At 47.2% G+C, this 26,609-nt stretch carries 19 protein-coding genes and 1 riboswitch; of the genes, 5 read left to right on the top strand and 14 right to left on the bottom strand.

Annotated features, from left to right (window positions below; translation table 11 throughout):
• Positions 1–54: 54 nt before the first annotated feature.
• From MO387_RS03300 to MO387_RS03270, 7 genes are all read right to left on the bottom strand, one after another.
• Positions 55–1,770, bottom strand: coding sequence for a proline--tRNA ligase (locus MO387_RS03300; RefSeq protein WP_107948311.1), 1,716 nt, complete (start codon positions 1,768–1,770; stop codon positions 55–57).
• Between the two features lie 198 nt (positions 1,771–1,968).
• On the bottom strand, positions 1,969–2,604 hold the full coding sequence (locus MO387_RS03295) for an acyltransferase (protein WP_107948309.1): 636 nt from the start codon (positions 2,602–2,604) through the stop codon (positions 1,969–1,971).
• Positions 2,605–3,339: a tRNA (N6-threonylcarbamoyladenosine(37)-N6)-methyltransferase TrmO gene (gene tsaA, locus MO387_RS03290; RefSeq protein ID WP_106651017.1), complete on the bottom strand. Its 735-nt coding sequence runs from the start codon at positions 3,337–3,339 to the stop codon at positions 2,605–2,607.
• A 193-nt stretch (positions 3,340–3,532) separates the two neighbouring features.
• Complete coding sequence (gene rcsF, locus MO387_RS03285; protein WP_107948307.1) at positions 3,533–3,913, bottom strand: Rcs stress response system protein RcsF; 381 nt, start codon at positions 3,911–3,913, stop codon at positions 3,533–3,535.
• Positions 3,914–3,991: 78 nt separating this feature from the next.
• Positions 3,992–5,338 carry an amidohydrolase family protein gene (locus MO387_RS03280; RefSeq protein WP_107948305.1) on the bottom strand — a complete coding sequence of 449 codons (1,347 nt, stop codon included), beginning with the start codon at positions 5,336–5,338 and terminating at the stop codon, positions 3,992–3,994.
• Positions 5,338–8,427: an amidohydrolase family protein gene (locus MO387_RS03275; RefSeq protein ID WP_107948303.1), complete on the bottom strand. Its 3,090-nt coding sequence runs from the start codon at positions 8,425–8,427 to the stop codon at positions 5,338–5,340. The genes MO387_RS03280 and MO387_RS03275 overlap by 1 nt, the downstream gene beginning before the upstream one ends.
• Before the next feature lie 215 nt (positions 8,428–8,642).
• Positions 8,643–9,035, bottom strand: a complete 393-nt coding sequence (locus MO387_RS03270; protein ID WP_006082339.1) for an H-NS family nucleoid-associated regulatory protein — start codon at positions 9,033–9,035, stop codon at positions 8,643–8,645.
• Between the two features lie 299 nt (positions 9,036–9,334).
• On the opposite strand from MO387_RS03270, the gene MO387_RS03265 reads away from it, so the two are divergent.
• The 3 genes from MO387_RS03265 to MO387_RS03255 all read left to right on the top strand — a co-directional run bounded on the left by MO387_RS03265 (position 9,335) and on the right by MO387_RS03255 (position 12,951).
• Entirely contained in the window at positions 9,335–10,084 is a 750-nt protein-coding gene (locus tag MO387_RS03265) for an electron transfer flavoprotein subunit beta/FixA family protein (protein ID WP_106651012.1), read from the top strand.
• On the top strand, positions 10,085–11,011 hold the full coding sequence (locus tag MO387_RS03260; protein WP_006085545.1) for an FAD-binding protein: 927 nt from the start codon (positions 10,085–10,087) through the stop codon (positions 11,009–11,011).
• Positions 11,012–11,106: 95 nt separating this feature from the next.
• A riboswitch (Lysine riboswitch) is annotated at positions 11,107–11,303 on the top strand.
• A gap of 79 nt (positions 11,304–11,382) precedes the next feature.
• Positions 11,383–12,951, top strand: coding sequence for a Na+/H+ antiporter NhaC family protein (locus MO387_RS03255; RefSeq protein WP_063884897.1), 1,569 nt, complete (start codon positions 11,383–11,385; stop codon positions 12,949–12,951).
• A 173-nt stretch (positions 12,952–13,124) separates the two neighbouring features.
• Here the strand turns inward: MO387_RS03255 and MO387_RS03250 are convergent, their stop codons facing one another.
• Positions 13,125–15,275, bottom strand: a complete 2,151-nt coding sequence (locus tag MO387_RS03250) for a M3 family metallopeptidase (protein WP_107948301.1) — start codon at positions 15,273–15,275, stop codon at positions 13,125–13,127.
• A gap of 203 nt (positions 15,276–15,478) precedes the next feature.
• A complete protein-coding gene (locus MO387_RS03245) occupies positions 15,479–17,584 on the bottom strand; it encodes a cytochrome C (RefSeq protein WP_107948299.1) in 2,106 nt (701 codons plus the stop codon).
• Positions 17,585–18,128: 544 nt separating this feature from the next.
• Between MO387_RS03245 and MO387_RS03240 the strand changes: the two genes are divergently transcribed.
• Together MO387_RS03240 and MO387_RS03235 are read left to right on the top strand one after the other, a co-directional pair.
• On the top strand, positions 18,129–18,707 hold the full coding sequence (locus tag MO387_RS03240; protein WP_012089650.1) for a thymidine kinase: 579 nt from the start codon (positions 18,129–18,131) through the stop codon (positions 18,705–18,707).
• Between the two features lie 134 nt (positions 18,708–18,841).
• Positions 18,842–21,919: a transglycosylase domain-containing protein gene (locus tag MO387_RS03235; protein ID WP_107948297.1), complete on the top strand. Its 3,078-nt coding sequence runs from the start codon at positions 18,842–18,844 to the stop codon at positions 21,917–21,919.
• Positions 21,920–22,076: 157 nt separating this feature from the next.
• Here MO387_RS03235 and MO387_RS03230 read toward each other — a convergent pair whose 3' ends face one another.
• The 5 genes from MO387_RS03230 to MO387_RS03210 all read right to left on the bottom strand — a co-directional run bounded on the left by MO387_RS03230 (position 22,077) and on the right by MO387_RS03210 (position 26,590).
• Positions 22,077–23,279 (bottom strand): PQQ-dependent sugar dehydrogenase, encoded by a 1,203-nt coding sequence (locus tag MO387_RS03230; RefSeq protein WP_107948295.1) that lies wholly within the window; start codon positions 23,277–23,279, stop codon positions 22,077–22,079.
• A gap of 221 nt (positions 23,280–23,500) precedes the next feature.
• Complete coding sequence (locus MO387_RS03225) at positions 23,501–24,259, bottom strand: sulfite exporter TauE/SafE family protein (protein WP_107948292.1); 759 nt, start codon at positions 24,257–24,259, stop codon at positions 23,501–23,503.
• Between the two features lie 179 nt (positions 24,260–24,438).
• Complete coding sequence (locus tag MO387_RS03220; RefSeq protein WP_107948290.1) at positions 24,439–24,756, bottom strand: cytoplasmic protein; 318 nt, start codon at positions 24,754–24,756, stop codon at positions 24,439–24,441.
• Between the two features lie 345 nt (positions 24,757–25,101).
• Complete coding sequence (locus MO387_RS03215; RefSeq protein WP_107948288.1) at positions 25,102–25,758, bottom strand: 3-oxoacid CoA-transferase subunit B; 657 nt, start codon at positions 25,756–25,758, stop codon at positions 25,102–25,104.
• Between the two features lie 127 nt (positions 25,759–25,885).
• Positions 25,886–26,590 carry a CoA transferase subunit A gene (locus MO387_RS03210; protein WP_006082324.1) on the bottom strand — a complete coding sequence of 235 codons (705 nt, stop codon included), beginning with the start codon at positions 26,588–26,590 and terminating at the stop codon, positions 25,886–25,888.
• Positions 26,591–26,609: the final 19 nt, after the last annotated feature.

Raw genomic sequence — 26,609 nt, 5'->3', positions numbered from 1 at the left:
CTTAAGTGCGTTTCGTTTTTGATCGTTAAGCTTTTCTATATTTCGCGTTGAGGCTTAGCCTTTCACTGCGTTTTTCAGGAAGTCGAGCAGTTGATCAAATGGAATATCTTGCTTTTCACCGGTACGGCGGTTTTTGTATTCAAATACGCCAGCATCGATATTGCGATCGCCAATCACCACAGTGTGTGGGATACCAATCAGTTCCATATCGGCGAACATCACACCTGGGCGTTCTTTACGATCGTCCAGTAACACGTCAATACCCGCTTCGTTTAAGTCTTTATATAACTGCTCGGCGATATCGGTTACGCGGTGCGACTTGTGCATGTTCATTGGCAGAATGCCCACGCTAAATGGTGCAATGGCTTCTGGCCAAATGATGCCACGGTCATCGAAGTTTTGCTCGATGGCTGCGGCCACAATACGGCTTACGCCGACGCCGTAACAACCCATCAATAGCACCTGTGACTTGCCGTTTTCGTCAAGTACAGTCGCGTTCATCGATTTAGAGTAGTTAGTACCCAGTTGGAAAATATGACCCACTTCGATACCGCGTGCCATAGCATACGTGCCTGAACCATCTGGTGTTGGCTCGCCTTCGACTACGTTACGGATATCGGCAACTTGCGCTAATGGCAGATCGCGTTCCCAGTTGATACCAAAATAATGTTTGTCATCCACATTCGCACCGGCGGCAAAATCGCTCATGACGCTAACGCTGTGATCGATAACGATAGGGATGTTAAGACCGATAGGGCCAAGTGAACCAGGACCTGCGCCAATGGCGTCACGGATCAGCGCTTCTGGCGCCATTTCTACTGGTGATGCCACTAAGTCTAACTTGTCGGCTTTAACTTCATTGAGTTCATGGTCACCGCGAACAATCAGTGCCACTAACGGCGTCGCTTCTGATGCACCGACGACGATCAATGTTTTGACGGTTTTAGTGATATCCAGATCAAACTGCTCAACCAATTCAGCAATGGTCTTCGCATTTGGGGTATCGACTAAACGCAATTCTTCAGTGGCTGCGCCGCGAGGCTCAGTGGGTACTGGTGATTCAGCTTTCTCAATGTTAGCCGCGTACTCGCTGCCCGTTGAGTAAGCAATTAAATCTTCACCGCTTTGGGCCAGAACGTGGAACTCGTGTGACATGCTGCCACCGATAGAACCTGTGTCAGCTAATACTGGACGGAAGGCTAAGCCCATGCGCGTTAGAATGTTGCTATAGGCGTTGTACATGGCCTCATAGGTTTCATTCATGGTATCGACGTCAAGGTGGAAAGAGTACGCGTCTTTCATCAAGAATTCGCGTGAGCGCATCATGCCAAAACGTGGACGAACTTCGTCACGGAATTTGGTTTGGATTTGGTAAAGGTTCAGCGGTAATTGCTTGTATGAGCTGACTTCTTTACGGATTAGATCGGTGATCACTTCTTCGTGGGTTGGGCCCAGTACGAAGTCGCGATTATGGCGATCTTTAAAGCGCAGCAGCTCGGGACCAAACTTTTCCCAACGACCTGTTTCTACCCACAAGTCTGCCGGTTGCACCATAGGCATTAGAATTTCAATTGCACCGGCTTTGTTCATTTCTTCACGAACAATGGCTTCGACTTTACGCAGTACGCGTAAGCCCGTGGGGAGATAGCTATAAAGGCCCGACGCATTACGACGGATCATGCCCGCACGTAACATTAATTGATGACTAATGACTTCTGCGTTGGCAGGAGTTTCTTTCTGTGTTGATAGCAGGTACTTGCTGACGCGCATTACCGATGTCCAAATTTGAGTTGAATGGTCGCCATTTTATCACCTGCTTTGATGATGTCACCTACGTATTTAGGTTAAATTCAACTAGCTGGGAGACAAATAGCATTTTTGATGTTTGATAACGGATAACGCAAGGAAGAACACTGTGCTGTTAGAGCGTGACTTCGTCACTGCTAGTATCAAGATTATCCTTACTGCTTACTTATCCCGCCTATCGCCAATCACTTTGGCGGGGTTGCCTGCCACTATCGCCCAGTCGGGCACATCTTTCGTCACTATGCTGCCCATACCCACCACAGCGTGATCGCCAATGGTCACACCATCGACTATGCCTGCCTGAGCGCCAATCCACACATCTTTACCAATAACAATGCCTTTGGAGTTGGCAGCTTGTTGATATATGGGCGTATCTGGCGCCATGCCATGGTTGAAGGCATAAATAGTGACATTATTAGCGATGCGAGTCTGGCTGCCAATCTGAATACCGACTCTGCCGCCATCGAAGGAGCAACCATGATTAATTGCCACTTCGTCCCCTAGCGTGATTGGGCCGTGTAAAAAACAGTCGGCGGCGATCATGCAGCGATTACCCATGCGGATATCGCGATTGGGTTCGGCAAATAATTGCGCTTCGGGGGCGATAAAACAATGCTCGCCGATGTTGACTGTTTCGAGGGCGCAAAGCTTTGCTTGAATATCATTCTGCCAAGGTTTTGCCCAGACTAAATGTTTCTTTTTTAAAGAGAAATACAGCCACGGCATCCAAGAAAGCCGCTTTTTATGCTGGCTTTGATAATCAGGTAAAGATGCTGGTTCTGAGCTAGGCGTAGACATTTAGCCACATTTCCCCAGTTTGAGTTCCAGTACCAAGATGTATTCTTGGTCATTATCATCGACTGCCATTTGCCAAAATACATCTAAATCATAGAGGGCGACTTGGTATAACTTAGGATCGTCCTTGGCTTTTTTATAGGCGGGGCGTGGATCTTGACCCAAGACTCCGCGGATAAGCACGGCTAAATCTGTGTAGGTTTCCTGCTGGGCGTAACGTTCAATCTGTGCCTTGGCATTATCGGAATACACCACTGAAATCAGTTTTGGGGCGTCTTGAGCAATGCCGCCGACTGCATCGGTAATCGAATCCGAGAAAGGAATGTAAGGCTTAATATCGATAATGGGCGTGCCATCGACCAGATCCATACCGGAAATCTCAAGGCAAACTTTGCCCTTGCGCTGCACTACGCCGTGCAGTTTCACCACAGACTGACCAATGCCATTGGGGCGAAAAGTGGAGCGAGTGGCGAATACGCCGAGTTTTTCATTGCCGCCTAATCGCGGTGGCCGTACTGTGGTTTTCCAACCTTGGGCAAGATTTTCATGGAAGCAAAATAGCAACCAGAGATGGGAATATTGCTCTATGCCACGCACCGCATCGATATGATTGACATGGGGTTCGAGTTCGACATAGCCGCGAGCCTCAACGAGTCCGGGTTGTCTTGGAATGCCAAACTTTTGTTTATAGGGGGTGCGGCAGGTCGCAACTGCGACAATTTGGTTGGTAAATGTCATGCAAAAAATTACCTAAAAGGGTAAGTATCACAACAGCCTAAGTTCATCATTCTAAGCTAATCATTAAGGCCCATCTTTGTGCGCTAATAATGCAGCGTTGGTCACGAAGCGTTAGCCATTAAGCGGTTGATAGGGGCAATCTTAGAACACTATAGGATCACGCCGCGAGCAGTATGCTTAATATGCGTGAGGCTTACTCTGTTGTAGCCGTTTTTACTGCTTGACCAACGCATAATGCGCGGCTGATACAACCTTGGGCGGCTTCATCTAACATCACACATTGTTTGATGATAATGCCGTTAGCACCTTTATCTGCGGCGTTACGGCGGGCTTCGGTTCTGGCATCGGCTAATGACGCAGGTACGCTGTTGACATCGGGCTGACAGGATTCCCCTTGGACCAAACCTTTTAATTCGTAATGACCTTTTGGCAAGGTATCGCCTTCATAGAGGGTGACATCGGATGCCTTGAAATAGTCATTGATCGCCTCACCGTCCAAATTACTGTTAAAACTGTAGTCGCTTGCACAGGCACTGAGCAGTAGCACTAATGCACTTGAGAGGATAATTTTCATGGTTTGACCTGAGATTGAGGGGAAAACTGCGCAGCCTTGGTAGGCTGCGCCGATGCGATATTATTATCTGAGTAAATTCTACCGCTTAAGGTGCTTTTGATAAAGCTGCTGATGGCGATTATTCAGATCTATCTGCCGTCCTTCAATCCAGATAGCCTCTATCTTATTGGTCATAGGGTCGAGAATGTCCCCCTCGGACAGTACAACACTGCCTTGGTATCCCACGGCAATCGCCCCTAAATCCTCGACACCTAACAGTTTTGCTGCATCTAAGGTGATGGACTTAAGCGCTTGCTCAGGCGTTAAACCATAGGCGGCGCTATAACCTGCTGCATAGGGCAAGTTACGGCTATTCCAGTCCGATGAAAACCCTAGGGCGAAGGGAATTCCGGCATTGGCGAGCAAGGAGGGGATTTTAAAGGGCAAATCCACCGGCTCATCTTTACGCTTAGGCAGACTCAAGGTATGAGGATAAATGACCCCCGCCTTAACTTCCCTCAGGCTTGAGGCCAAGCGCCATGCATCGTATCCGCCGACAATCACCAGTTTGAATTGGTATTTTTTCGTCAGGGCAATCACTTGCTCAATTTGGCCAACACTGTCGGCATGGGCAAACAGTGTCGCTTTACCTTGGTATAGCGGCAACATGGCCTGCCAGCGAAGGTTGTTGGTCGCGGACTGTGGATCTTCATCCTTGTTGTTATCTTTGCCCTTGGCTTTATCACTTAAGAAATAGCGATAGCCATCTTCAAAGGCGATATTGAGCTGGTCGATCGCCTGCTGATTTTTCTCGATGGCTTTGGCTTTCTCTTTTTCATCTTCAGGCATGCGTTTAATTTGCGGCCAGTAGACATGGAATTGCCCAGCACTGGGGGTCAGCGCATCCTCAATCGTCCACGCATCAAGATTCACCAGTACCGATTGCCCAGCAATACCATCGCCGCTCGGGACGATTTGCGCGTGGGTAATGCCGTTGAACCGTATGGTCGGGATGAGCTCCGAATCCGCATTGTAAGCTGTGGCTGTGCTGATCTGCGGATTGATATAACCCACCTCGGCGTTGTCAACCGTGGGGCGGCTCATTTCAATTTCAACTAAGCCTAAGCTGGTATCGAGGGCAATTAAGCCCGGATATAAATGTTTACCGCTAGCATCGACGACTTGAGTGTCACTGGTTTCTGCGGTTGCACTGTTGGCTTGGCTGGTGAGTTGAGGCCCAACAGCCGTGATCTTGCCATTTTCAATCAAGACATCAGTGTTGCTGAGCACGCCTTGACTGACGGTGTGCACTGTGGCGTTTTTAATCAGTACGCTGCGGCTTTGTTTAGGCGTAGGCACGATATCGTTGGCCATCGCTGGGGCCAGCGTGGTGCAAATCGCGGCCAGTAGCGCCGCAAATAAAACGGGTTTAGATAAATGTTGCATTATTTGGCTCCCTCATGAGTGTGGCCCCATGCTTGATAGTGGGTGTCGCAGTGCCACTGTGGCTCGTTAAGTGGCGTGACTTTTTCACCCGCTTTGGCTTGATCATCACTGCTGAGAATTTTTTGGATAAGTGCGGCGCGCTCGTTGACGACCGCTTGCTGGGCAATTTGGTCTTGATCGCGGTCAAAGTAGCGTTTTCCTTCAACCCATGCCTGTGTCACTTTGGCGTAAATCGACAGAGGCTCTGCGTTCCACAGCACGATATCGGCCATTTTCCCAGGGGTGAGTGAACCCACAAATTCATCGACTCTTAATTGCTTGGCCGGATTAATAGTGACCATGTTCCAAGCATCTTCCTTCGACATATTGCAATACATCATAGACTTAGCCGCTTCTTGGTTGAGTCTGCGCTGCATTTCATAGTCGTCTGAGTTTATGCTGGTGGTCACGCCTTTGTTTTGCATCAAACACGCATTTTGTGGAATTGCGTCGTACACCTCAAACTTATAGGCCCACCAATCGGCAAAGGTCGAAGCGCCAGCGCCATGGGCGGCCAGTTCACTCGCCACTTTGTAACCTTCGAGCACATGGGTAAAGGTTTGCACTTTAAAGTGATAAGCCTCGGCTAAGCGGATAAACATCAGGATTTCTGACTGCACATAGGAATGAATGTGCACATCACGCTGCTGATTTAATACTTCGGCCACTGCTTGCAGACGGTAACTTGGGCGCGGTGCAACGGTTTTTTTCTTATCGCTGGAGCGCAGGTCATCATAGGCTTTTAACGCATTTTCATAGGCGATGGCGGCATCGAAGGTCTCTTCAAATAACGCTTTGACTCCCATACGCGTTTGCGGGAAGCGTTGTACAAATTTCTCTCCCCAGTTGCTCTGCTTAACGTTTTCACCAAGCGCGAACTTGATACTGGCGGGCGCGTTAGCAAATTTGAGTTGTTCGGCTGGCTCACCCCATTTCATTTTGATCAGTTGCGATTGGCCGCCAATAGGATTGGCGCTGCCGTGGAGCAATTGCGCGCTGGTGACACCGCCCGCTAAGGCACGATAGATTGAAATATCGTCGGGATTAATCACATCACCAATCCGCACCTCAGAGGTCACAGCATCCGTGCCTTCGTTGGTGCCGCCATTTATGGCGATATGCGAGTGTTCATCAATAATGCCCGCAGTAAGATGTTTACCCGTTGCATCGAGGACTTGATAGCCAGAAGGCGTACTGAGTTGCTGGCCAATTTTTTCGATGCGGCCATTGGCCATCAAGAGATCGGCATGTTCGAGAATGCCTTGCTTATCCGAGGTCCACAGGGTGGCATTTTTGATGTGCAGCTTCTCGACCTTAGGTGCTTCGCTCAGTCCATAAGCAACGTTAGGGAAGGTGAGGTGACTCACTAAGCTTGTGTTGGCTTTATCCTTGGGCGCTTGATGGTCATCTTGAGTGGCATTATCAACCGCTGCAGTTTGCGCTATCGCTATACCAGCAACATTTGTGGTGCGACTCTTGGCATCGACCATACGACCTTGAATGCCGTCATCGGCCATCCACAGCGTAAAGCGGCTAAGACCATTGATGCCCGCGGCGCTCAAATCGGCAGTAAAGCTTAATCGACCGTCGTCATCTAATTTAAGTTGGCTGAGCGCGATACTTTGCTCGCCACTGCTTAAGCTGCCTTGGATTTTGGGTTTATCACCTTTGCTCGCATCTTGCAGCGATAAATCCAGTGTGAGGTTATTGAGGCTTAATTGGTAATCCCCCAGTAATCTTGCTTGGGGCAGTGAGCGAAGACTTTGCTGCTGACCTTGCAACCAAACACTGTAGATCTGACCTTCTTTAAAAATATTGCCCTTAGTGACTACAAAGTCTGCCATGTAACCGGGTGCGAGTTTGCCGGTAAAATCGGCGGTGCCTGTCATCTCGGCGGCTTGGGTGGTCAGTGCAGCTAAGGCTTGCTCTTCACTCAAACCTTGAGTAATGGCTTGGCGCAGTCGCGGCCAGAAGGAATCTGTCTTAATACCAAACTGCGTTAGCGCGAAGGGAATACCTGCTTTGGCAACTTCTGCTGGATTGGTTGGCGCACGTTCCCACTGTCTTAAATCCGCCAGTGACACTTCGCGATCGGCATCATCTGTTCCAACATCAGGCGCTTGCGGATAGTTTAAAGGCAAGATTAACGGGTAGTTCAGCGCCTTTAACTCATTGATGCGCGAGTATTCTTGACCATTACCGAGTAGATTGGCTGGCAGTTTATGTTCTTTGAGTAAATGGGCGGCGCGCAATTGATCGTTGAGATTTCTGGTTTCAAAGATAATTTGCTTATCGGCTAAATTATCTAAGCGTTCAAAGGCGATATTAAATTCGACTTGATTGTTTATTGCGCCATTGGCCGATTTGTTTTTATTTTGGTTATACCAATTGGCGTCGGCAAAGGTTTGTCTAATAAGCGCAATACTGCCCATTAATGATGACGGATAATCTTGTTCAGATGAGCCTTTATCAAATGCCATAAAGGGTTGACTGCGGGCACGATAAATCACTTCGTTGGCGGTTTTGTTTGCTAATGACAGGCTGACACTCGTCCCTCGGAAGATTCCGTCGAGTTTGCTACTTTGCACACTCGTAAAGCCATTATTGATCCACTCTTTCGCGCGTTCTTTATTGGGATAAACGTAATTAAACCATTCTTTTTCAGAATGAATTGCACCATTGTCTGCATTGCCGCCGATACGTTTAATATCATAGACAGGGCGAGTGAGCCCAAGTTTTGGATATTCGAACTCAATCCCATAATCGGTGAAAGGATCGATAAATCCAGGGTAAATAGTATAACCACTCAAATCGATTTTAAATGCGCCAGCGGGAATGTCACCGTGCTCAATAATGGCTTTAATTCGATTATTTTCAACCAATAAAGTGGCATCACTTAAACGCTTACCCGGCGCAATCATTAATTCAGCATGGGTAAAAGCCGTGAGTTTATTGGAGGTTGGCCCTGTATTGATTTGGGCATATGTGGTCTGTGAGACTAAGCTAGCGATTATGCTGCAGCTTATAATTATCTTATTGTTTATCTGCATTATTTTATTCAATCGAGTGAGGGTGAATAAAGAGTAACTGAAAGCAGATGTAAATACTAAGGTTGAATTGTAACGCAATTTGAGCAGGGATGAGGTGTGGGATTTACGCTTGTCGTTTTAGATTGCAGCCAATAATGGATATAAAAAAGCCCGCAATGAATGCGAGCTTTTATGCAAATAGGTGTTGGTTACTCGAACCGCCACACCGAATTGGATTAGATTAAGAAATCTTCCATAGAACGACCTTTGTTGATCTCGTTCTTAAATACGGTTGGCATACGGCCTTGGCCAGTCCACTGAACCATTTCACCGTCAACTTCGATTTGGTATTTAGCTGGACGAGGAGCGCGTTTTTTCGCGGTTGCTTTAACAGCTACGCCACCTAAGTCATCAATGGATAAACCAACGGCTTCCATTTGTTGACGGATTTCTTCAATCTTAGCATTACGAGCTGCCATGGCTTGTTCTTCTTCCTCAGCCATAGACTCGCGTTCTACTAAAATTTTATCTAATTTGTCGGCTAAATCACGTAACTCTTCAACGCTAAGTTCTTTAACTGCTGCTTTAAAACGACGGCCGTGAGTTAATATCTCTAAAAATTCGCTCATATCTATTTTCGTCCCACTCTAATTTTTAATACAGGATAATGGTGAACAACAGCTAAATGATAGAAACTAATATAGCTCGAATCAAATAAAATTATGCATTTTAAGTAAATTAAATATTATTTATATTTTGAACTTTTCTTATTTCCTCAAAAAAGTAGCCGTTGCTGAGGATTAAAAAATGCAAACAGGCGTTTGACTTTGGTTGACGTTAACGTTAACAGGACGTAAAGTTGCTCTATCCTGCATTGGTATTAACCAATGTTTTGTCCATGTACATGAAAGTGTAGGAAGGAAACCCTATGAAAGTATTGGTGCCCGTTAAGCGCGTTGTTGATGCCAATGTGAAGGTCAGGGTCAAAGCTGACAATACAAGTGTTGACACCGCAAACCTAAAAATGGCGTTGAACCCTTTTTGTGAAATCGCAGTAGAAGAAGCGGTTCGTTTAAAAGAAGCGGGTAGTGCAACTGAAGTGGTTGTTGTCAGTATTGGTAATAAAGCCGTTCAAGAACAATTACGTACTGCGCTCGCATTAGGTGCAGACCGTGCGATCCATATCGATACTGAAGACGAACTGGTGCCAGTATCTATCGCCAAATTGCTCAAAGCGGTACAAGACAAAGAACAAGCCGAACTGGTGATTTTTGGTAAGCAATCTATCGATGGCGATAACAATCAAACCGGTCAAATGTTCGCAGCGCTGATGGATATGCCACAGGCGACCTTTGCTTCTGAAATCAAATTAGAAGGTCATTCTGTGCAAGTCGCTCGCGAAGTTGACGGCGGTATGCAAACCTTACTTATGCCGTTACCTGCAGTTGTGACTGCCGATCTACGTTTGAACGAACCTCGTTATGCTTCACTGCCTAACATTATGAAAGCCAAGCGTAAGCCATTAGAAGTCTTTACTGTGGCCGACTTAGGCGTGACATTAAAGAGTCACCAAACGGTCGTGAAGGTCACTCCGCCAGCAGAACGTAAAGCAGGCATCATGGTAGCGTCGGTAGCTGAGCTAGTTGAAAAGTTAAAAAATGAAGCGAAGGTGATCTAAATGGCCATTTTAGTATTAGCTGAACATGATAATGCCGCACTGAAACTCGATACGGCAAAAATCGTCACTGCCGCCCGCGCCATTGGCGATGAAGTGCATGTACTGGTTGCGGGTCACCAATGTGGCGCGGTTGTCCAAGCTGCACAAGCGCTACAAGGCGTTAGCCAAGTGCTCGTTGCCGATGCCAGCGTGTATGAAGCGCATTTAGCGGAAAATTTTGCCAAATTGCTGGTGGACTTAGCGCCAAACTATGGCCACATTCTGGCTTCTGCTTCGAGCTTAGGTAAGGACACGCTTCCGCGTGTGGCGGCATTATTAGATGTTGCGCAAATCTCTGAAGTCATTACCGTCGTCAATGCTGACACCTTTGTGCGCCCTGTGTATGCGGGTAACGCCTTAGCGACAGTGCAAAGCCATGATGCCATCAAAGTGATGACAGTACGCGCCAGTGCCTTTGATGCTGCGCCAGAAGGTAACAGCGCGGCTGTGACGACACTCGATAAAGTGTTTGAAGCGAGAACTCAGTTTGTGTCTCAATCCTTGACGGTATCAGCCCGTCCAGAATTAGGTAATGCTGGCATTATCGTTTCTGGCGGCCGTGGTATGGGCAGTGGTGAAAACTTCGGCATGTTAGAGCAGCTTGCTGACAAGCTCGGTGCTGCGGTTGGCGCATCACGCGCGGCAGTTGACGCAGGCTTTGTGCCTAACGATTTACAAGTGGGCCAAACTGGTAAAATCGTTGCGCCTAACTTGTATATTGCCGTGGGGATTTCTGGCGCGATTCAACATTTAGCGGGCATGAAAGACGCGAAAGTCATCGTTGCTATTAACAAAGACGCGGAAGCGCCTATTTTCCAAGTTGCCGATTATGGCTTAGTTGCCGATTTATTTGAGGCGGTTCCTGAGCTGATCACAAGTCTCGGTTGATTTAATCTGTGATCTAGGTCACATTAAGTGGCTTTGCGGTGGCATCTGCTAAGCCGCTTATGTTTTTATGTGCCTCACGCCCGCGTACGGGCGTTCTTAGAAGTAGAGGCGCGCCAAATATTAGTAGTGATCAGTAGGGTGATTCCGTTGATCGATTGCGAAAGGATTTGGTGCCGAAGTGGTTCGATTTATCACGATCAACTGCTGGGGTTGCACTTAATAGGTGTAACACTGCCATAGTATTTTCCGATACGGATGTTGGAAATAGTTACTATGGAGCGCTACTGATAGGACAGGTGACCTTGGGTATCTATTGCCTTTCCCCACCAGTTCAGTCGCCCTCCATTCGTATTTAACGAAGATAATAATCAATGACTGTTATGAATTATGCCGATTCGGCACTTTCCTTGCTGCCGCCTGCGGTGGCTATTGTGTTGGCGATCTTAACTCGCCGTGTACTGCTTTCTTTGGGGTTAGGGATTTTAATTGGTGCTTTATTGCTCAATCAATTTTCACCTGTAGCGACGGGTGAATTTGTATTTAATGGCGTTAAAGGACTTTTTTGGACGGGCGAAGGCCTTAATTCGTGGAACTTATATATTCTCGGTTTCTTAATTGTACTGGGAATGATCACAGCGTTAATTACTGTCAGTGGCAGCGCGCGGGCTTTTGCCGATTGGGCGCGTTTACATATACGTAATAAACGTGACGCTAAACTATTAACCATGTTTTTAGGGTGTGTGGTTTTTATTGACGACTATTTCAATAGCTTAGTCGTAGGTTCGGTCGCTAGACCTGTTACCGACCGTTATTATATTTCCCGCGCTAAGTTAGCTTATTTATTAGATTCGACTGCCGCTCCTGTGTGCGTTATTTCTCCTGTATCAAGTTGGGGCGCCTATATTATTGCGCTTATTGGTGGAATATTAACGGCCCACGGTTTTGCTGATACGGGTCATTTGAGTATTTTTATTCAAATGATCCCAATGAATTTCTACGCAATCTTCTCTTTGTTATTATTACTTTTCGTAGTTTTTATGGGATTAGATGTTGGGCCAATGCGCGAGCATGAACTCAATGCCCAACGTGGTAATTTATACGATGAGTCAAAGGGATTACCGCCAGGGGCGAATGCGGATTTACCCGAAGCCGAAACCGGTAAGATCTTAGGCTTATTCCTGCCAATTACTGTGCTGGTATTTGCGACCCTGTATTTTATGATCAACAGTGGCGCTCAAGTACTTGCCGCTGAAGGGATTGAATTTAATATTATTTCAGCGTTTGAGAAAACCGATGTCAGTTCATCCCTTTTCTTTGGTGCATTAATCGGTTTAGCGATTTCGCTGATATTGAATTTAGTCCAAGGCGTTGAGAAATCAATGATAGTCAAAGGCATAGTGCAGGGCGCTCGCTCTATGCTGCCAGCGATTTATATCCTGTTATTTGCTTGGACTATCGCAGGCGTGATTGGCCAGCTCGAAACTGGTAAGTTTATGGCGAGTCTCGCGACGGGCAATATTCCGTTCGCGTTTTTGCCAGCGCTTATGTTTGTGTTAGCGGGTATTACTGCGTTCTCAACCGGTACTAGCTGGGGCACGTTCGGTATCATGTTGCCGATTGCTGCGGATATGGCGATGGGAAGTCACACTGGCATGATGTTACCTATGCTTGCCTCTGTGCTGGCGGGCGCGGTATTTGGCGATCACTGTTCACCGATTTCCGATACCACGATTTTGTCGTCTACGGGCGCGAGTTGTCACCATATCGACCATGTCGTCACTCAGCTACCGTATGCATTGATTGCGGCGTTTATTAGCTTAACGGGTTATGTCGTACTTGGATTTACTGAGTCAGTCGTCGCAGGTTTAGTGGCCTGTAGTGTGGTGTTTGTGGTTAGCATCATAGTGCTAAAAATCAAATCTAAAGGCGCAATTAGCTAAACGCTAATTGAAACTTTGCACGGCAAAGGTTTACTGCGAATAAGTCAAAATAAATCAGCCAGCATTATGCTGGCTGATTTTTTTGGTTAACGCTCTATCTCTATCTTTAACCTAATCACATTAAGGCTATCATTACTTAACTTAGGCTACTTGCCGCTTAGGTTTTTTGCAGCTTAAAGTGTTTGGTCTAGCCCGCGGCGTTTAAGTAATCCTTGTGTCGTAGGCTCTTGTCCACGGAAGTTTTTGTAGGCTTCCATTGGCGCAATACTGTTGCCCACTTCACGAATGGTTCTGCGGTATTTCATGCCGATTTCACGATTGAGCCCGCCTTGGGTTTGCACATAGGCAAAGGCATCCGCCGCTAAAATCTCACTCCACATATACGCGTAATAACTTGCCGAGTAACCGCCGGGGAAGGCGTGGGCAAAGTAGGTCGATTTATAGCGTGGCGGCACGGCGCTGATGTTTAAGCCGTGCTTTTTCAGTGCATTGGCTTCAAAGGTGGCGACATCTTGCAACTGTGCATCTGGGCTTAATGAATGCCACTCCATGTCTACGAGCGCCGCAGCCATATATTCTAACGTATCGAAACCTTGGTTAAAGCTGCCTGATTTCAACAGTTTTTGCAGCAGTTCATCGGGAATGGGTTTGCCCGTTTCATAGTGTTTAGCGTAGTTGGCCAACACTTTGGGATGGGCCGCCCAGTCTTCTTCGAAGGTTGATGGGAATTCGACAAAGTCCCGTGAAACCGAAGTGCCTGCCAGACTTGGGTAAGTCACTTTGGAGAACATGCCGTGGGTGCCGTGGCCCATTTCGTGGAACATAGTGGTGACTTCGTTGTAGCTGACGAAGGTCGGTTGACCCTCTGGTGCCTTCTTAATGTTCATCACGTTAACCACGACAGGCTTAGTGCCTTCGAGGAAGGATTGGCCGACGAACGAACTCATCCAAGCGCCGCCACGTTTACCTTCACGGGCAAAATAGTCGGCGTAGAAAATGGCCATGCTTGAGCCATCGGCATCAAACATTTCGTAGGCTTTCACATCGGGATGATAAACCGGTAAATCTGGGCGAGGTTTTAGGGTGACGCCATAGAGTTCTTTGAGTGTGTAGAACACGCCATCTTCGAGGACGCGGTTAAACTCAAAGTATGGGCGAATGCTATTACCATCAAGGACGTATTTTTCTTGGCGGACTTTCTCGGCGTAGAATTCCCAGTCCCATGGCGCCAGTTCAAATTTGCCGCCAGTCTTGTCGATCATTGCTTGAATATCGGCCGCTTCTTTCTCTGTATTAGCGACTACGGCTGGCACCATAGAGCCAAACATGCTGTAAACCGCTTCTGGCGTTTTGGCCATTTGCGGCGCTAGGCGATAACTGGCCCAGTTTTCATAACCTAATAGGGTGGCGCGCTCAGCGCGCAGTTGTGCTAAACGAGATACCAGCGACGCCGTTTCGTTTTCACCACTTAAGCCACGGTTAGCTGAGGCTTCCCAAATGCGTTGGCGCAGTTCACGGTTTTCCAGTGAGGCCAATACGGGCTGACGAGTGGTGTTGGTGATGTTGATCAGATACTTGCCATCGTGACCCGCTGCTTTAGCATCGTTTGCGGCCGAAGTGATTTCGCTGTCAGTTAATCCTGTAAGCTCATCCTTAGACTCCACGACCACGGCGATTTCTTTGGTTAAGCGCAGTAAACGTTGGGAGAACTCGTTGGTCAGTGTTGACTGTTCTTCGTTAAGAGCACGGATCTTCACTTTCTGCTCGTCGGTGAGTTTAGCGCCCGCCATGATAAAGCGTTGATGATAGACCTCAACCAAACGCACAGCTTCTGGGGTTAACCCTAGGTTAGCGCGATCGTTATAAATGGCTTCGATGCGGGCAAATAGCGCTGGATTTAAGTTGATATTGTCCGAGTGGGCCGCCATTTTGGGTGCCATTTCACCTTGGATTTTACGCAGTTCTGGATTGCTGTTAGAACCCGCTAAATTATAAAACACACTCGATGCGCGGCTGAGCAGGGCGCCACTTTTTTCCATCGCGACAATAGTATTATCGAAACTGGCCGCGGCGGGATTATTCGCAATCGCGAGGATTTCTTGATAGTGCTCGGCCATGCCTTGCTCTAGTGCAGGTGTAAAGTGCTCATTCTTGATGATACTAAAGTCGGGCGCTTGATATTGTAGGCGACTGACTTGAAAGAAGGGGTTTTGGGCTTGTATCGACATGGCGTTAGGGGCTTTGCTTTCTGTGTTGCTACAACCTGCCATAAATCCGGCGGTGAGTGTGGCGCCGATGGCGATGGCAATAAAACGTTTACGCATAATTGAGTGACTTCCTTTGAATTGTTGTTTTTTTAGGACTGTAACGTTAGTAACTTAAATGGGACTGAAAATGGCTTGTTATCGGGCTGTGGCTAAATAAAAAGGAGTCCCGTTTTGATGAGACTCCTTTGACTATTTCCTTGCAGGGAAAATCGGTACCGCTTTTTACTGACTATTTAATCACGCGATGATGAGATGATTAATTAGCGAGTAAACTTGTGGTATTTATCAATACCAGAGCTTCTACCTGAGTTATGACATACTGCACAGGATTCAGTCGTTGGTTGTTTAAACCAATCTGCCACGCTCGGAACGCTGATCTCACCACCGTTGCTCACCATATGCGCTTTCGCAGAATCAATCGTATGGCAGGCATAGCAGTTCGCAGATACAGGGCTGGTCATCTTGCTGCCGGGTTCCAAAATGTATTGATTAGGAATGTTATCTAAATCAATCGCTTTATCATGGCAGGCAACACAACTGGTGACAGGATTGATCGCCCCTGCACCGTTAGCCGCATTCGCTTGAGTTCCATCCGCTTTCATTTCACCAACTTTAGCGCCATTACCCCAGTGCCAGCTGTGAACCATAGGGCCAAAACCTGCGCCTAAAGCGGCTGATGTGCGTGCCATACCGTTATCGTGACAGGCAATACAGCCATTACCGCCGTCATCGAAGGCCCCATTTTTGTGGAATGCAGTGGCATCGTTATGGCAAGTGGTACAGCTGTTAGCGCTCACTATCTCACGACGTTCGAAGCCAGAGACTTTTTGAGCCGTGACAGGGTTAACGACGTCTGAGTAGGCGGTAAAGGATACGCCCATGGAGCCGTCATAACCTGTCGCTCTTAGGCTACCATTACTTTGATAACGTTGATTGCCATCATATTCCATCCAACCTGCGGTACTGAATGTCACGCGGGCAGAGTAAATATAGTTAGCATTCACTGCGCTGATATCCGTCAGTAAGTGACAGATGTTCTTAGTGCCGTCGGTGTTGTAACCATAGTAATAGTTAGTACGATTACCTGGGCGGCCCACTAAACTGCCATTTTCATAGGCATGCAGATAGGCTCCGGCATATACCAGCGGTTTCTTGGCATCAAACACCAGCGGATCTGAGTAGTTGAAGTTATCTTTGATACTAAAGATATTGCCATCGACATCTTTTACTGTGAGGGTTGTACACCAGCCTGGGGCGGCGACTGCGGCGGCAGCACCTGTTGGTGCATAGTGATCTGTTTTCGTTGAAATATCATCGACTTTCACTGGGGCTGCTAATGTGACCTTGTATTTAGCGCGTATAGCTTGGCGTTCAGTAATGCCAGACTTGCCTTCATGCATAGTACGGACATCGGCACCATTACTTGGGATAGTAACGCCTGGTACACCACCACTATCATGGCAATCGATACAACCGGGTCCTGCTAGGTTAATGTTAGTTGGGGCTTCAACTTGACAGGATGAACAGTTTTGTACTGAAAAGTCTTTAGTAAAATCTTGGTGATTGATATGGCCAATTTTAGATAAGGTGTTTGTCGTATAGCCACCCACAGAGAAACCTTCCGCATTGACCACTGCGCGACTTACTGAGCCGTGACACACTAAGCAGCCTTCTACGAAGGTGACTTCACCGTCCATACCGGTTGCAACATAGCTTGCATGGCGACGAGGACTTGTGGCGTAATCGACGTGACAGGAATAGCAACTATCGGTTGTGGTGGAATGAGTGCCTTCGGGTTTATTGACCACTAAGGGGGCCGAACGTGCGATACCTGTTGCGCTATTGCCGCCAACGCGTAACCACACAATGCCTTCAGTACTAGGATTGACGCCTAACATTGGGGCCACAAAAGTGTAGTGACCGTCGCCTAAAGAGGTCAGTGTGGCACCTTCAGTCGCTTGAGTTGCCGCGCCACCAATATGCACATTGTCTGCAACGCCATTAAGATCATTTTCGGTACGGTTATTAATGAATCCCTTATCGGTTAACGCCGCGACTTTTGCCTCTGCGTTTTGCAGGCCGTTGATTAAATTATTATTCTCATCGGTAATTTCAAATTCGTAACTGATACTGCCTTCGCCAAAGCTGTAGCTGATCACTTTGACTTTCGTCAGCGTTGAGCTGGTGACTGGCGGTGGTGTTCCAGGTTCTCCAGGGGTGCCTGGCGTGCCAGGTGTTCCCGGAATACCGGGCGTGCCTGGAGCCCCATCGACACCATCTTTGCCATCATCGCCACAACCAACAAGAGCACCAGTTAGTGCTAGAGCCACTAAGTATGCCAGTTTTCTAGAGGTGAAAATTCTCATCATTATCTCCATTTGATCCAATATGCGCATAAAGGACGGAGTGGAGCACTAAAGTTTGCAGGGTAGGTTAGTGCTTTGACCGTTAGCTTTAATTTGCAAGCTATCGAATACTTTCTTTTTTTAAAATGAGCACGATTTGTCTCGAATGAAATATTACTGTTAACAGGATGTTTGTTTTTTTTGAGCGCAAGCCCATTAACACTTAATACTTTGGAGGTAGATCTCACTTTTGAAATTTAGCTTTATTTACTATTTCCTTATAAAACAGTATTTAAGGTTAAATTAAGCTTGTGTTAACAAAATTTAATCATTTGGTGGCTGGTGATGGCTTTTATCGTGCTAAGGATTAAATAAAGTGAGCTGGAGTTGGTTAAGTCGACGATGGGAGAGTAAAACGCTGGATAAGTCAGCGCAGTTGCAGTAATTCATGATAAAAGCTTAGTCGCTGCTAGTGTTCTGATGTGAAGCGCAATGTTAGACTAGCGGCCAATTTGGCTCCGATGGCAGACGCGTAAGCGCTAACGTTTTTTAAAGGGTATAAGTCTTGGCTCAATTGTATTTTTATTATTCGGCGATGAACGCTGGTAAATCCACTTCCTTATTACAGTCATCCTATAACTATCGCGAACGCGGTATGAATACCTTAGTGATGACAGCCTCCATAGATGACAGATATGGCAAAGGTAAAGTGGCCTCGCGCATCGGCATTGAAACGGATGCACAGGTTTTTAGTAGCCAAGATGATCTGACTCAGATGATTAGCGATGTGCATCAAGCCACACCATTAAGCTGTGTGCTGGTTGATGAGTGCCAGTTTTTGAGTAAAGAACAGGTTAAGCAGTTGACGCATGTGGTCGATAATATTGATATTCCTGTACTCTGTTATGGTTTAAGAACGGATTTCCAGGGCGAACTCTTTAGCGGCAGTCATTATTTATTAGCTTGGGCCGATAAGTTGGTTGAGCTGAAAACCATTTGCCATTGTGGCCGTAAAGCTAACATGGTGGTTCGCCTCGACGGCGAGGGCAAAGTGATGCGCGAGGGTGAGCAAGTGGCGATTGGTGGAAATGAAAGCTATGAGTCCGTTTGCCGTAAACATTTTCGTGAGTTCATCTGGGATTAGTCTTTGCTAGCTGGGCGTTGCTGGCGGTGAGTTTTTTGTGTGGCTTAATGGATTAATGTCTTGTTTTACTGAGTGGCAACGGATTTGCTGAGTTGCATGAAAGATATTTATTTTAGTGTTTTTTTGGAGCTGTTTTGCCTAATTCCCCGTCAGAGATGAAGTTCGAAAATTATCGTCCTCGTCCACCACAACCTGAACCTAAGGTAAAGGTTAAGACTCCGCGTAAAGCCAGATCAAAGGGCAGAGTCTGGTTCTTATTTTTTATTTTGATTTGCTGTATCGCATTATTGATTGGCCTTGAAGTGAAAACCTCGTTTTATCAAGCTAAATACATCAATCAATATGCTAAGACGCTCACCTATGAATTAGAAAACTCACCGAGCACAGCGGTGATTTATCCAAGTTATGGCCCCTTTGATGAGCGCCATGGTTATAGTAAGTTACCCCAGTATATCGACCGATTAATGCAACGGAATTTTCAGGTGACGCAGCAAGTGGCGTTTTCGCCTGCCTTGCAGGAATACGCGCAGCTGGGATTTTTCCCGCCTTACCACGAAAAGGCGCAATCTGGCTTAACGCTGCTCGATTGTCGCAATACCGATTTGTACGAGTTCGCCTATCCCAAACGGGTTTATCAGGACGACGATAAGATCCCCAATGAAATCGTTAATACCTTATTATTTATTGAAAACCGCGAGTTATGGACCACGGAAGATAAACTCAATCCGGTGATCGACTGGCCACGTTTTGTGGTGGCAGGGATGAGCCAAATTGCAGAGATGGTCGGCATGAATGTGTCCACCGCCGGTGGCAGTACGCTGGCGACTCAGATTGAAAAATTCCGCCATTCTTCCCAAGGCTTAACCTTAAGCATCAAGGATAAGTTATTACAAATTGGCTCGGCCAGTGTGCGCGTGTACCAGCAAGGTGAGAATACCGAACCTGCCCGTAAGCGCATCGTCCAAGATTATTTAAACACAGTGCCATTATCCTCGGCGCCAAATCATGGTGAAGTGCATGGTATAGGTGATGGACTGTGGGCGTGGTTTGGCACCGATTTCGATACTGCAAACAAGCTGTTAGCATCGCCACAAATTAAGGGTAATGCCGCCAAGCGTGGACAAGTATTCCGCCAAGTGGTCGCGCTGATGATTGCCCAGCGTCGCCCTTCATACTATTTATTGCAAGGTCATGAAGATCTTGAAAATTTAGTCGATAGCCATATCCGCTTACTCGGCCAATATTACCTTATTGACCGTGGTCTGCGTGATGCCGCACTCGCGCAGAAATTGCAGTTTAGGGTCACTAAGCCGCAACGAAATACGCAATCGGGTGCCGATAAGGGCGTGAATACAGTGCGTATTCGTACCGCGGGCATGTTAAATGTGGGGCTGTACGATTTAGACCGGCTCGACTTGACGGTCAACAGTAGCTTACACAGTGATTTACAGCAGCAAGTGAGTCACTACTTACGCAGCCTGGCGCAAGTGTCGACCGCTGAGCAAGTGGGTTTATTGGGTGAGCGTTTACTCGAGCCAAGCCAACTGCAAAACGTGCTGTATAGCTTTACGCTTTATGAGCGTACCGACACCGCCAACCGAGTTCGTGTGCAGACCGACAGTACCGACCAACCCTTTGATATTAACGAAGGCAGTAAGTTGGAACTGGGTTCAACCGCTAAATTGCGGGTGATGGCGACCTACTTAGAAATCATCGCTGAGATCCACGAAAAATATTCGAAAAAACATGGTATTGAACTGGAATCTATCATTATCGAACCTAGGGATCACTTAACCCGTTGGGCGATTGATTACTTGATTGTGAATCCTGATAGACGTTTAGATCGCATGTTAGATGCAGCGCTACAGCGGGAATATTCTGCCTCAACCAGTGAGCAGTTCTTTACCGGTGGTGGTTTGCATGTGTTTAATAACTTTAAAAAATCGGAAGATGTTAAGACTCCGACACTTTATCAAGCTTTGCAGGATTCGATTAACTTGCCGTTTGTGCGCCTCATGCGCGACATAGTCAATTACAGCAGCAGTATGCAAAATGAGGGCAATATGGCCCAGTTGCTACGTAATGATAAAGATCCGCGCCGCGACGAATACCTGCGGGTATTTGCCGATAGAGAGGGTAATACCTTCGTCACTAAGTTTTATCGCAAGTATAAAAAAGTGGCCGCGAATGAGCGTTTTGGGATGTTCTTCGACGGTTTATCCCAGTCGGAGCAACAATTAACGTCGGCGTATCGCTACCTCTTACCCGATGAACCTATGTCGGCATTTAAAGCTTTTCTACAGCAAAGATTGCCGCAGGTGAGTTATACCGATGGTCGTATTAAGAGCTTATATAACAAGTACGGCCCTGATAAATATAACCTGCCGGATCAAGGTTATATCGCACGGGTGCATCCGTTGGAATTGTGGGTGCTGGATTATCTTAATCACAATCCCGATGCCAATTTGAACGATGTGAAACAGGCGAGTGAAGCACAACGCCAAGAGGTTTATCGTTGGTTATTTAGGACGCGACATAAAAACGCCCGTGACGTTCGAGTGCAAGTGATGCTCGAAGTGGAAGCCTTCCTTGACATACATCAGCGTTGGGCGCGTTTAGGTTACCCCTTTGATGCTATGGTGCCATCCTTAGGTTCGGCGCTCGGCAGCTCGGGAGATAGACCAGCTGCTTTAGCCGAGTTGATGGGCATTATTCAGAATGATGGCTATCGTTTGCCTACCGTGCGTATCAATCAGCTGCATTTTGCCGCGGATACGCCCTATGAAGTGACGCTGCAGAATCAGAACACCCAAGGTGAGCGAGTGATGCGCCATGAAGTCGCGCAAGCCTTAAAAGCTGCGCTGGCGAACGTAGTGCAAAACGGTACTGCCCGTCGTTTGAAGGGCATTTTTACCGATGAAAAAGGCGAGATGTTAGCCATAGGCGGGAAAACCGGCACCGGTGATAACCGTATCGTGACTCAGATGCAGCAAGGTAAAAAAGTGGCGACGACTGCCATGAACCGCACCGCGACCTTCGTGTTTTATCTGGGGGATAAATACTTCGGCACTCTGACGGCCTTCGTGCCCGGCAGTAAATCCGATGATTTTAGTTTTACTTCGGCGCTGCCATTACAAGTGATGAAAGGCATGATGCCTATTCTGTCTCCCTATGTGAAAACCGAGCAGGGGATGTGCGTGGTAAATGAATAAAGGCAGGAGGTTAGTGCCGCTCTAACAACTGCAAGTTAGCAAAGCTCGCTAATAACAAAGAGTGTTCCTGATGAACACTCTTTGTCGTTTTAAGGTTTAAATTCTCTATCGATTGAGCATGTTGCACTGGTTAAAAGGCTGTGGTTAAAGCGAGTGCTTAATATTGCTGCGGTGAGATCTGGTAAATTTTTGATTTCGCTTCATCGGTCACAAGATAAATCAACCCATCAGGCCCTTGCACGACTGAGCGTAATCTTTGTCCCAATTCATTTTTTAGCAGCCGTTCTTCTTTAATAATCTTGTCGCCATCAAGTACTAAACGTACTAGCGTTTTTTCCTTTAGGCTGGCGAGTAAAATATTATTTTTCCACTGCGGAAATTTATCGCCCGTGTAAAACATAAAGCCCGCGGTGGCAATCGAGGGAACCCACTTGTAGACGGGTTGCTCCATTCCAGCCTTGTGAGTGCCTTCGCCAATTTTGCCGCCGCCGTAATTCTCACCATAGGTAATCACAGGCCAGCCATAGTTTTTGCCCGCCTCATCAATATTGAGTTCATCGCCGCCCTGCGGTCCATGCTCGCCAGTCCATAATACTTTGCTGATGGGATTAATGGCCGCGCCTTGCATATTGCGATGACCAATAGACCAGATCTCGGGCAAAGCGCCCGCCGTATTGACGAAGGGGTTATCCTTAGGCACTGAACCATCGGCATTAATCCGCACCACTTTGCCTAAATGATTGTCTAATGTTTGAGCGCTATCTTTTTCGCTGTAGCGGTCGCCGAGTGTGATAAACAGTGTGCCGTCAGGCGCCCACACTAAACGAGATCCAAAATGGTGGCCGCTGTTGATTTTAGGTTGCTGACTAAAAACGCGGCTGAGATTTTCAAGCTTGTTGCCATTGAGCGTGGCAAAACTCACCGCAGTGCTATTGAGTTCACTTGCATCACCTCCAGCGGGTTCGGCATAACTGAAATAGATTTTTTTGCTGCTGGCAAAATCTGGCGCAAGCACCACATCGAGTAAACCACCTTGGCCTTTGGCATATAGTGGTGGTAAACCCGTTAAGGGTTCGCCCACTTTACCTGCGGCGCTGACAATGCGCATTCTGCCGGCGCGTTCAGTCACGAGCATGCTGCCGTCGGGTAAAAATGCCATACCCCAGACATTTTCTAACCCTTGGGCTATGGTTTTTACCTGAATGTTACCCGTTTCCGTTTTGACGCTAATGCTTGTTGCGCTAGCAGTTTGCGCGTAAATAGCGGGCGAGCTTGCAACAAGACACAGGGCAAGACTTAAGCTGCTGAGCTTCAAGGTCTTTAGCTTCAAGCTGCATAGTTTAAAGGTGATCCGTTTCATCGCTATCCTTAGTCACAGTGCTTTCCTAAATGATGGCTCAGAGTAACAAGCCAGTAACCTAAGGGCAATTTCTCGATGTGACCTTGTATCGAAGCTCACTGTCTTGTTCCCTTGAGTCCAAGAACTGCGTGTTGGCTAATGCATTAAAAGACTGACGTATTAAAAGAGACGAACGTATTAAAAGCTCAATAAATGAAAACGTTGCTTCACGCATAAACAGCTCAGCGCATGAAAAAGCCTAAGGCCATTGCCAAACCGACAATCACAATAAAGCCGCGCAGCAAGGGCTGTGAAATACGATAGGCCAGCGCCGCGCCGACATAGCCGCCGATAATCGCCATCACAGCAAGCAGCAACAGATATTGCCCATCGATAACATTGCCCGCTGCATAAACCACAACGGCGATGGCGGTGAGCAGGGCAGAAATGAGATTTTTAAGACCGTTCATCCCATGCAGATTGGTCTGGCCCATCAGCCCAAAGCTCGCGAGCAGTATGATGCCTAAGCCACCATTAAAATAACCACCATAGATACACACGGCCGACAGCATTATCAGTGATGTCATCGGACTTAACATTGGCGTTGAGGGGTTTTCGCCTTGCTCAGCGATTCTTCGTTTGAGTAACCAAGGGCCAACAATAAAGGCCGCGGTGGCCAGTAAAATCAGCCAAGGAATGAGTTTTGCGAAGACTTGCTCGCTGGTGGTCAGCAAAATACCCGCGCCAATACTGCCGCCGATAAGGGCAATCAAGATCAGATGCTTAAGGCTAAGACTCGCCGGATATTCGATTTCTTTTCTAAAGCGCCAAGCACTGGCGATATATCCTGGCAACAACGCAGCGGTCCCCGTTGCGTTCGCCGCAATCGGTGGAACCCCGACAAACACTAACGCCAAAAGGGTAATAAAACTGCCACCACCGGCAACCGCATTGAGCATGCCGCCTAAAAAGCCAGCGAGTGCAATAATAAGCCAGTCCATAGATACCGCTCCTTTGGGCAATGAGAGAGTTAAACAGAGCGCTAAAAATGTGTCTGTTATTATGCACTCACCCTAACAGGATGATTTCGATATTGAAAGTCGCGTAATGATTCGTTACATATCGCCATTTGTGAAGGTGAAGATATAGGATGAGTGAGCAGGCTTTTACTTGCTTAGTGCTAAGGGACTTGATCCCAAATGCCAGACATAAAAATAACCGCTGCTATGGCTTCACTTTGCTCGGTAAAAACATCTTCTCCCCAGCAGTTTTGTCCATGTTCTTGGTAATAAACATGAAAGGTACTGAGCATAGGTGTTCGAATGCAATACCAACCATCGAAGGTATTCTTAGCAAAATTAACCCAATACTGCGCATCAGCAGCTTGGATTTGCTGAATGAGTAATTCATTTTGCGATAGCAAGGCCAGAAGCTCATTCTGGGTGGTTATTTGATGCTCGGCTTTTATAGCCTCGAGAAGATTTTTCAATCTAATCATAACAATCCCTTACTTCCTTTAGTGAACTTGATTCTAACAAATTGCACTATCAATGGAATACGCGGGCATAACAGCAAACTGCACTCTTGCGATGGCGACCATCGGAAAAAGGGACTTTTTCGTTGAGCCCCCAAGGATGGGTTTACGGCGTGTCGCCAGAGCAAGAGGGCTGTTTCACTCAATAGCGTCAATGCATTAAGCAAAGCAATAAAAAGCCCAGAATCATCTTCTGGGCTTTTCGCATATAACATCAGTTAACGTTTCAAACTCATTTGGCTAAAGCTTCAAACTAACTTGAGTTTCAACCTTAGCCGCTATACGTTACTTGCGCATTTTAGAGAACGCTTAAAACACCATTTCTGGTACATGCTCTGGCACGATTAATTTGCCGGCGGTTTTGCTGACGATTTCTTCTACGCTCACGCCTGGGGCGCGCTCTAGTAAATGGAAGGCGCCATCTTTGATTTCGATAAAGGCTAAATCTGTGACGACGCGTTTAATGCAGCCGTAACCTGTTAGCGGCAACTCACACACGGGTAGCAGTTTGGAATTACCGTATTTATCGGCGTGCATCATAGTCACGATAATGTTTTCAGCGCCAGCGACTAAATCCATTGCGCCGCCCATGCCTTTGATGAGTTTGCCTGGGATCATCCACGAGGCGATAGAACCATTCACATCGACTTCAAAGGCGCCGAGTACGGTTAAATCCACATGGCCGCCACGGATCATGGCAAAGCTTTCCGCCGAGGAGAAAAACGACGCGCCTTTGACTGCGGTAACGGTTTGTTTACCCGCGTTGATTAAATCAGGATCTATGGTGTCTTCGGTGGGGAATTCGCCCATGCCAAGTAGACCATTTTCCGATTGCAACATGACTTCCATGCCGCAAGGAATATAGTTAGCGACCAGTGTTGGAATGCCGATGCCGAGGTTGACGTAGTAGCCATCTTTTAATTCTTTGGCGACGCGCTGAGCCAGTTGTTCTCTTGATAATGCCATGATATCTATCCTTTCTATTTGGCTTTGACGCTTTGGCCTTTACTCTTAGGTTTTTACCCTTAGTTTTTACTTTAGGGAGCTAAGTGCCAATTGCGTTAACTGTGTTTCAAGGTTTTGCCAGCGCCTTTTATTTCGCGGCTTTTACCGTGCGCTGCTCAATACGTTTCTCGAACGTGCCTTGAATAACGCGGTCAACATAGATGCCCGGCGTGTGGATATGATCTGGGTCTAGCTCGCCCGGCTCAACAATAAACTCGGCTTCTACTACAGTGATTTTGCCAGCGGTCGCCATCATAGGGTTAAAGTTGGCGGCGGTTTTACGGAACACCAAATTACCCATGGTATCGGCTTTCCATGCGCGCACTAAGGCAAAATCTGCGGTCAGCGACTCTTCTAACACGTAATGGCGACCTTTGATTTCGCGGGTTTCTTTGCCATCAGCAACCGGCGTGCCGTAACCTGTTGCAGTGAAAAAAGCCGGAATGCCTGCGCCACCTGCACGGATTTTTTCCGCTAGTGTGCCTTGTGGCGTTAAAATTACGTTCAGTTCGCCAGAGAGCATTTGTTGCTCGAAAGTGGCGTTTTCGCCCACGTAAGAGGCGATCATAGTGGCGATTTGGCGATGTTTTAACAGTAAGCCAAGGCCAAAGTCGTCAACGCCAGCGTTGTTTGATATCGCCGTTAAACCGTTAACGCCCATCTTAACCATTTGATTGATTAAGCCTTCGGGAATGCCGCACAGGCCAAAGCCGCCGACCATAATGGTCATGTCGTTTGATAAGCCGTTTAACGCTTCTTCATAGCTGCTGACGACTTTATTGAGTCCTGCCATTGTGATGTCCTTTTATGCT

Origin of the sequence: Shewanella sp. N2AIL (genome assembly GCF_022690845.1) — a bacterium.
Lineage (GTDB): Bacteria > Pseudomonadota > Gammaproteobacteria > Enterobacterales > Shewanellaceae > Shewanella > Shewanella baltica.
Note: the sequence above shows the minus strand (reverse complement) of the source record. Positions and strands in the feature narration are given on the sequence as shown.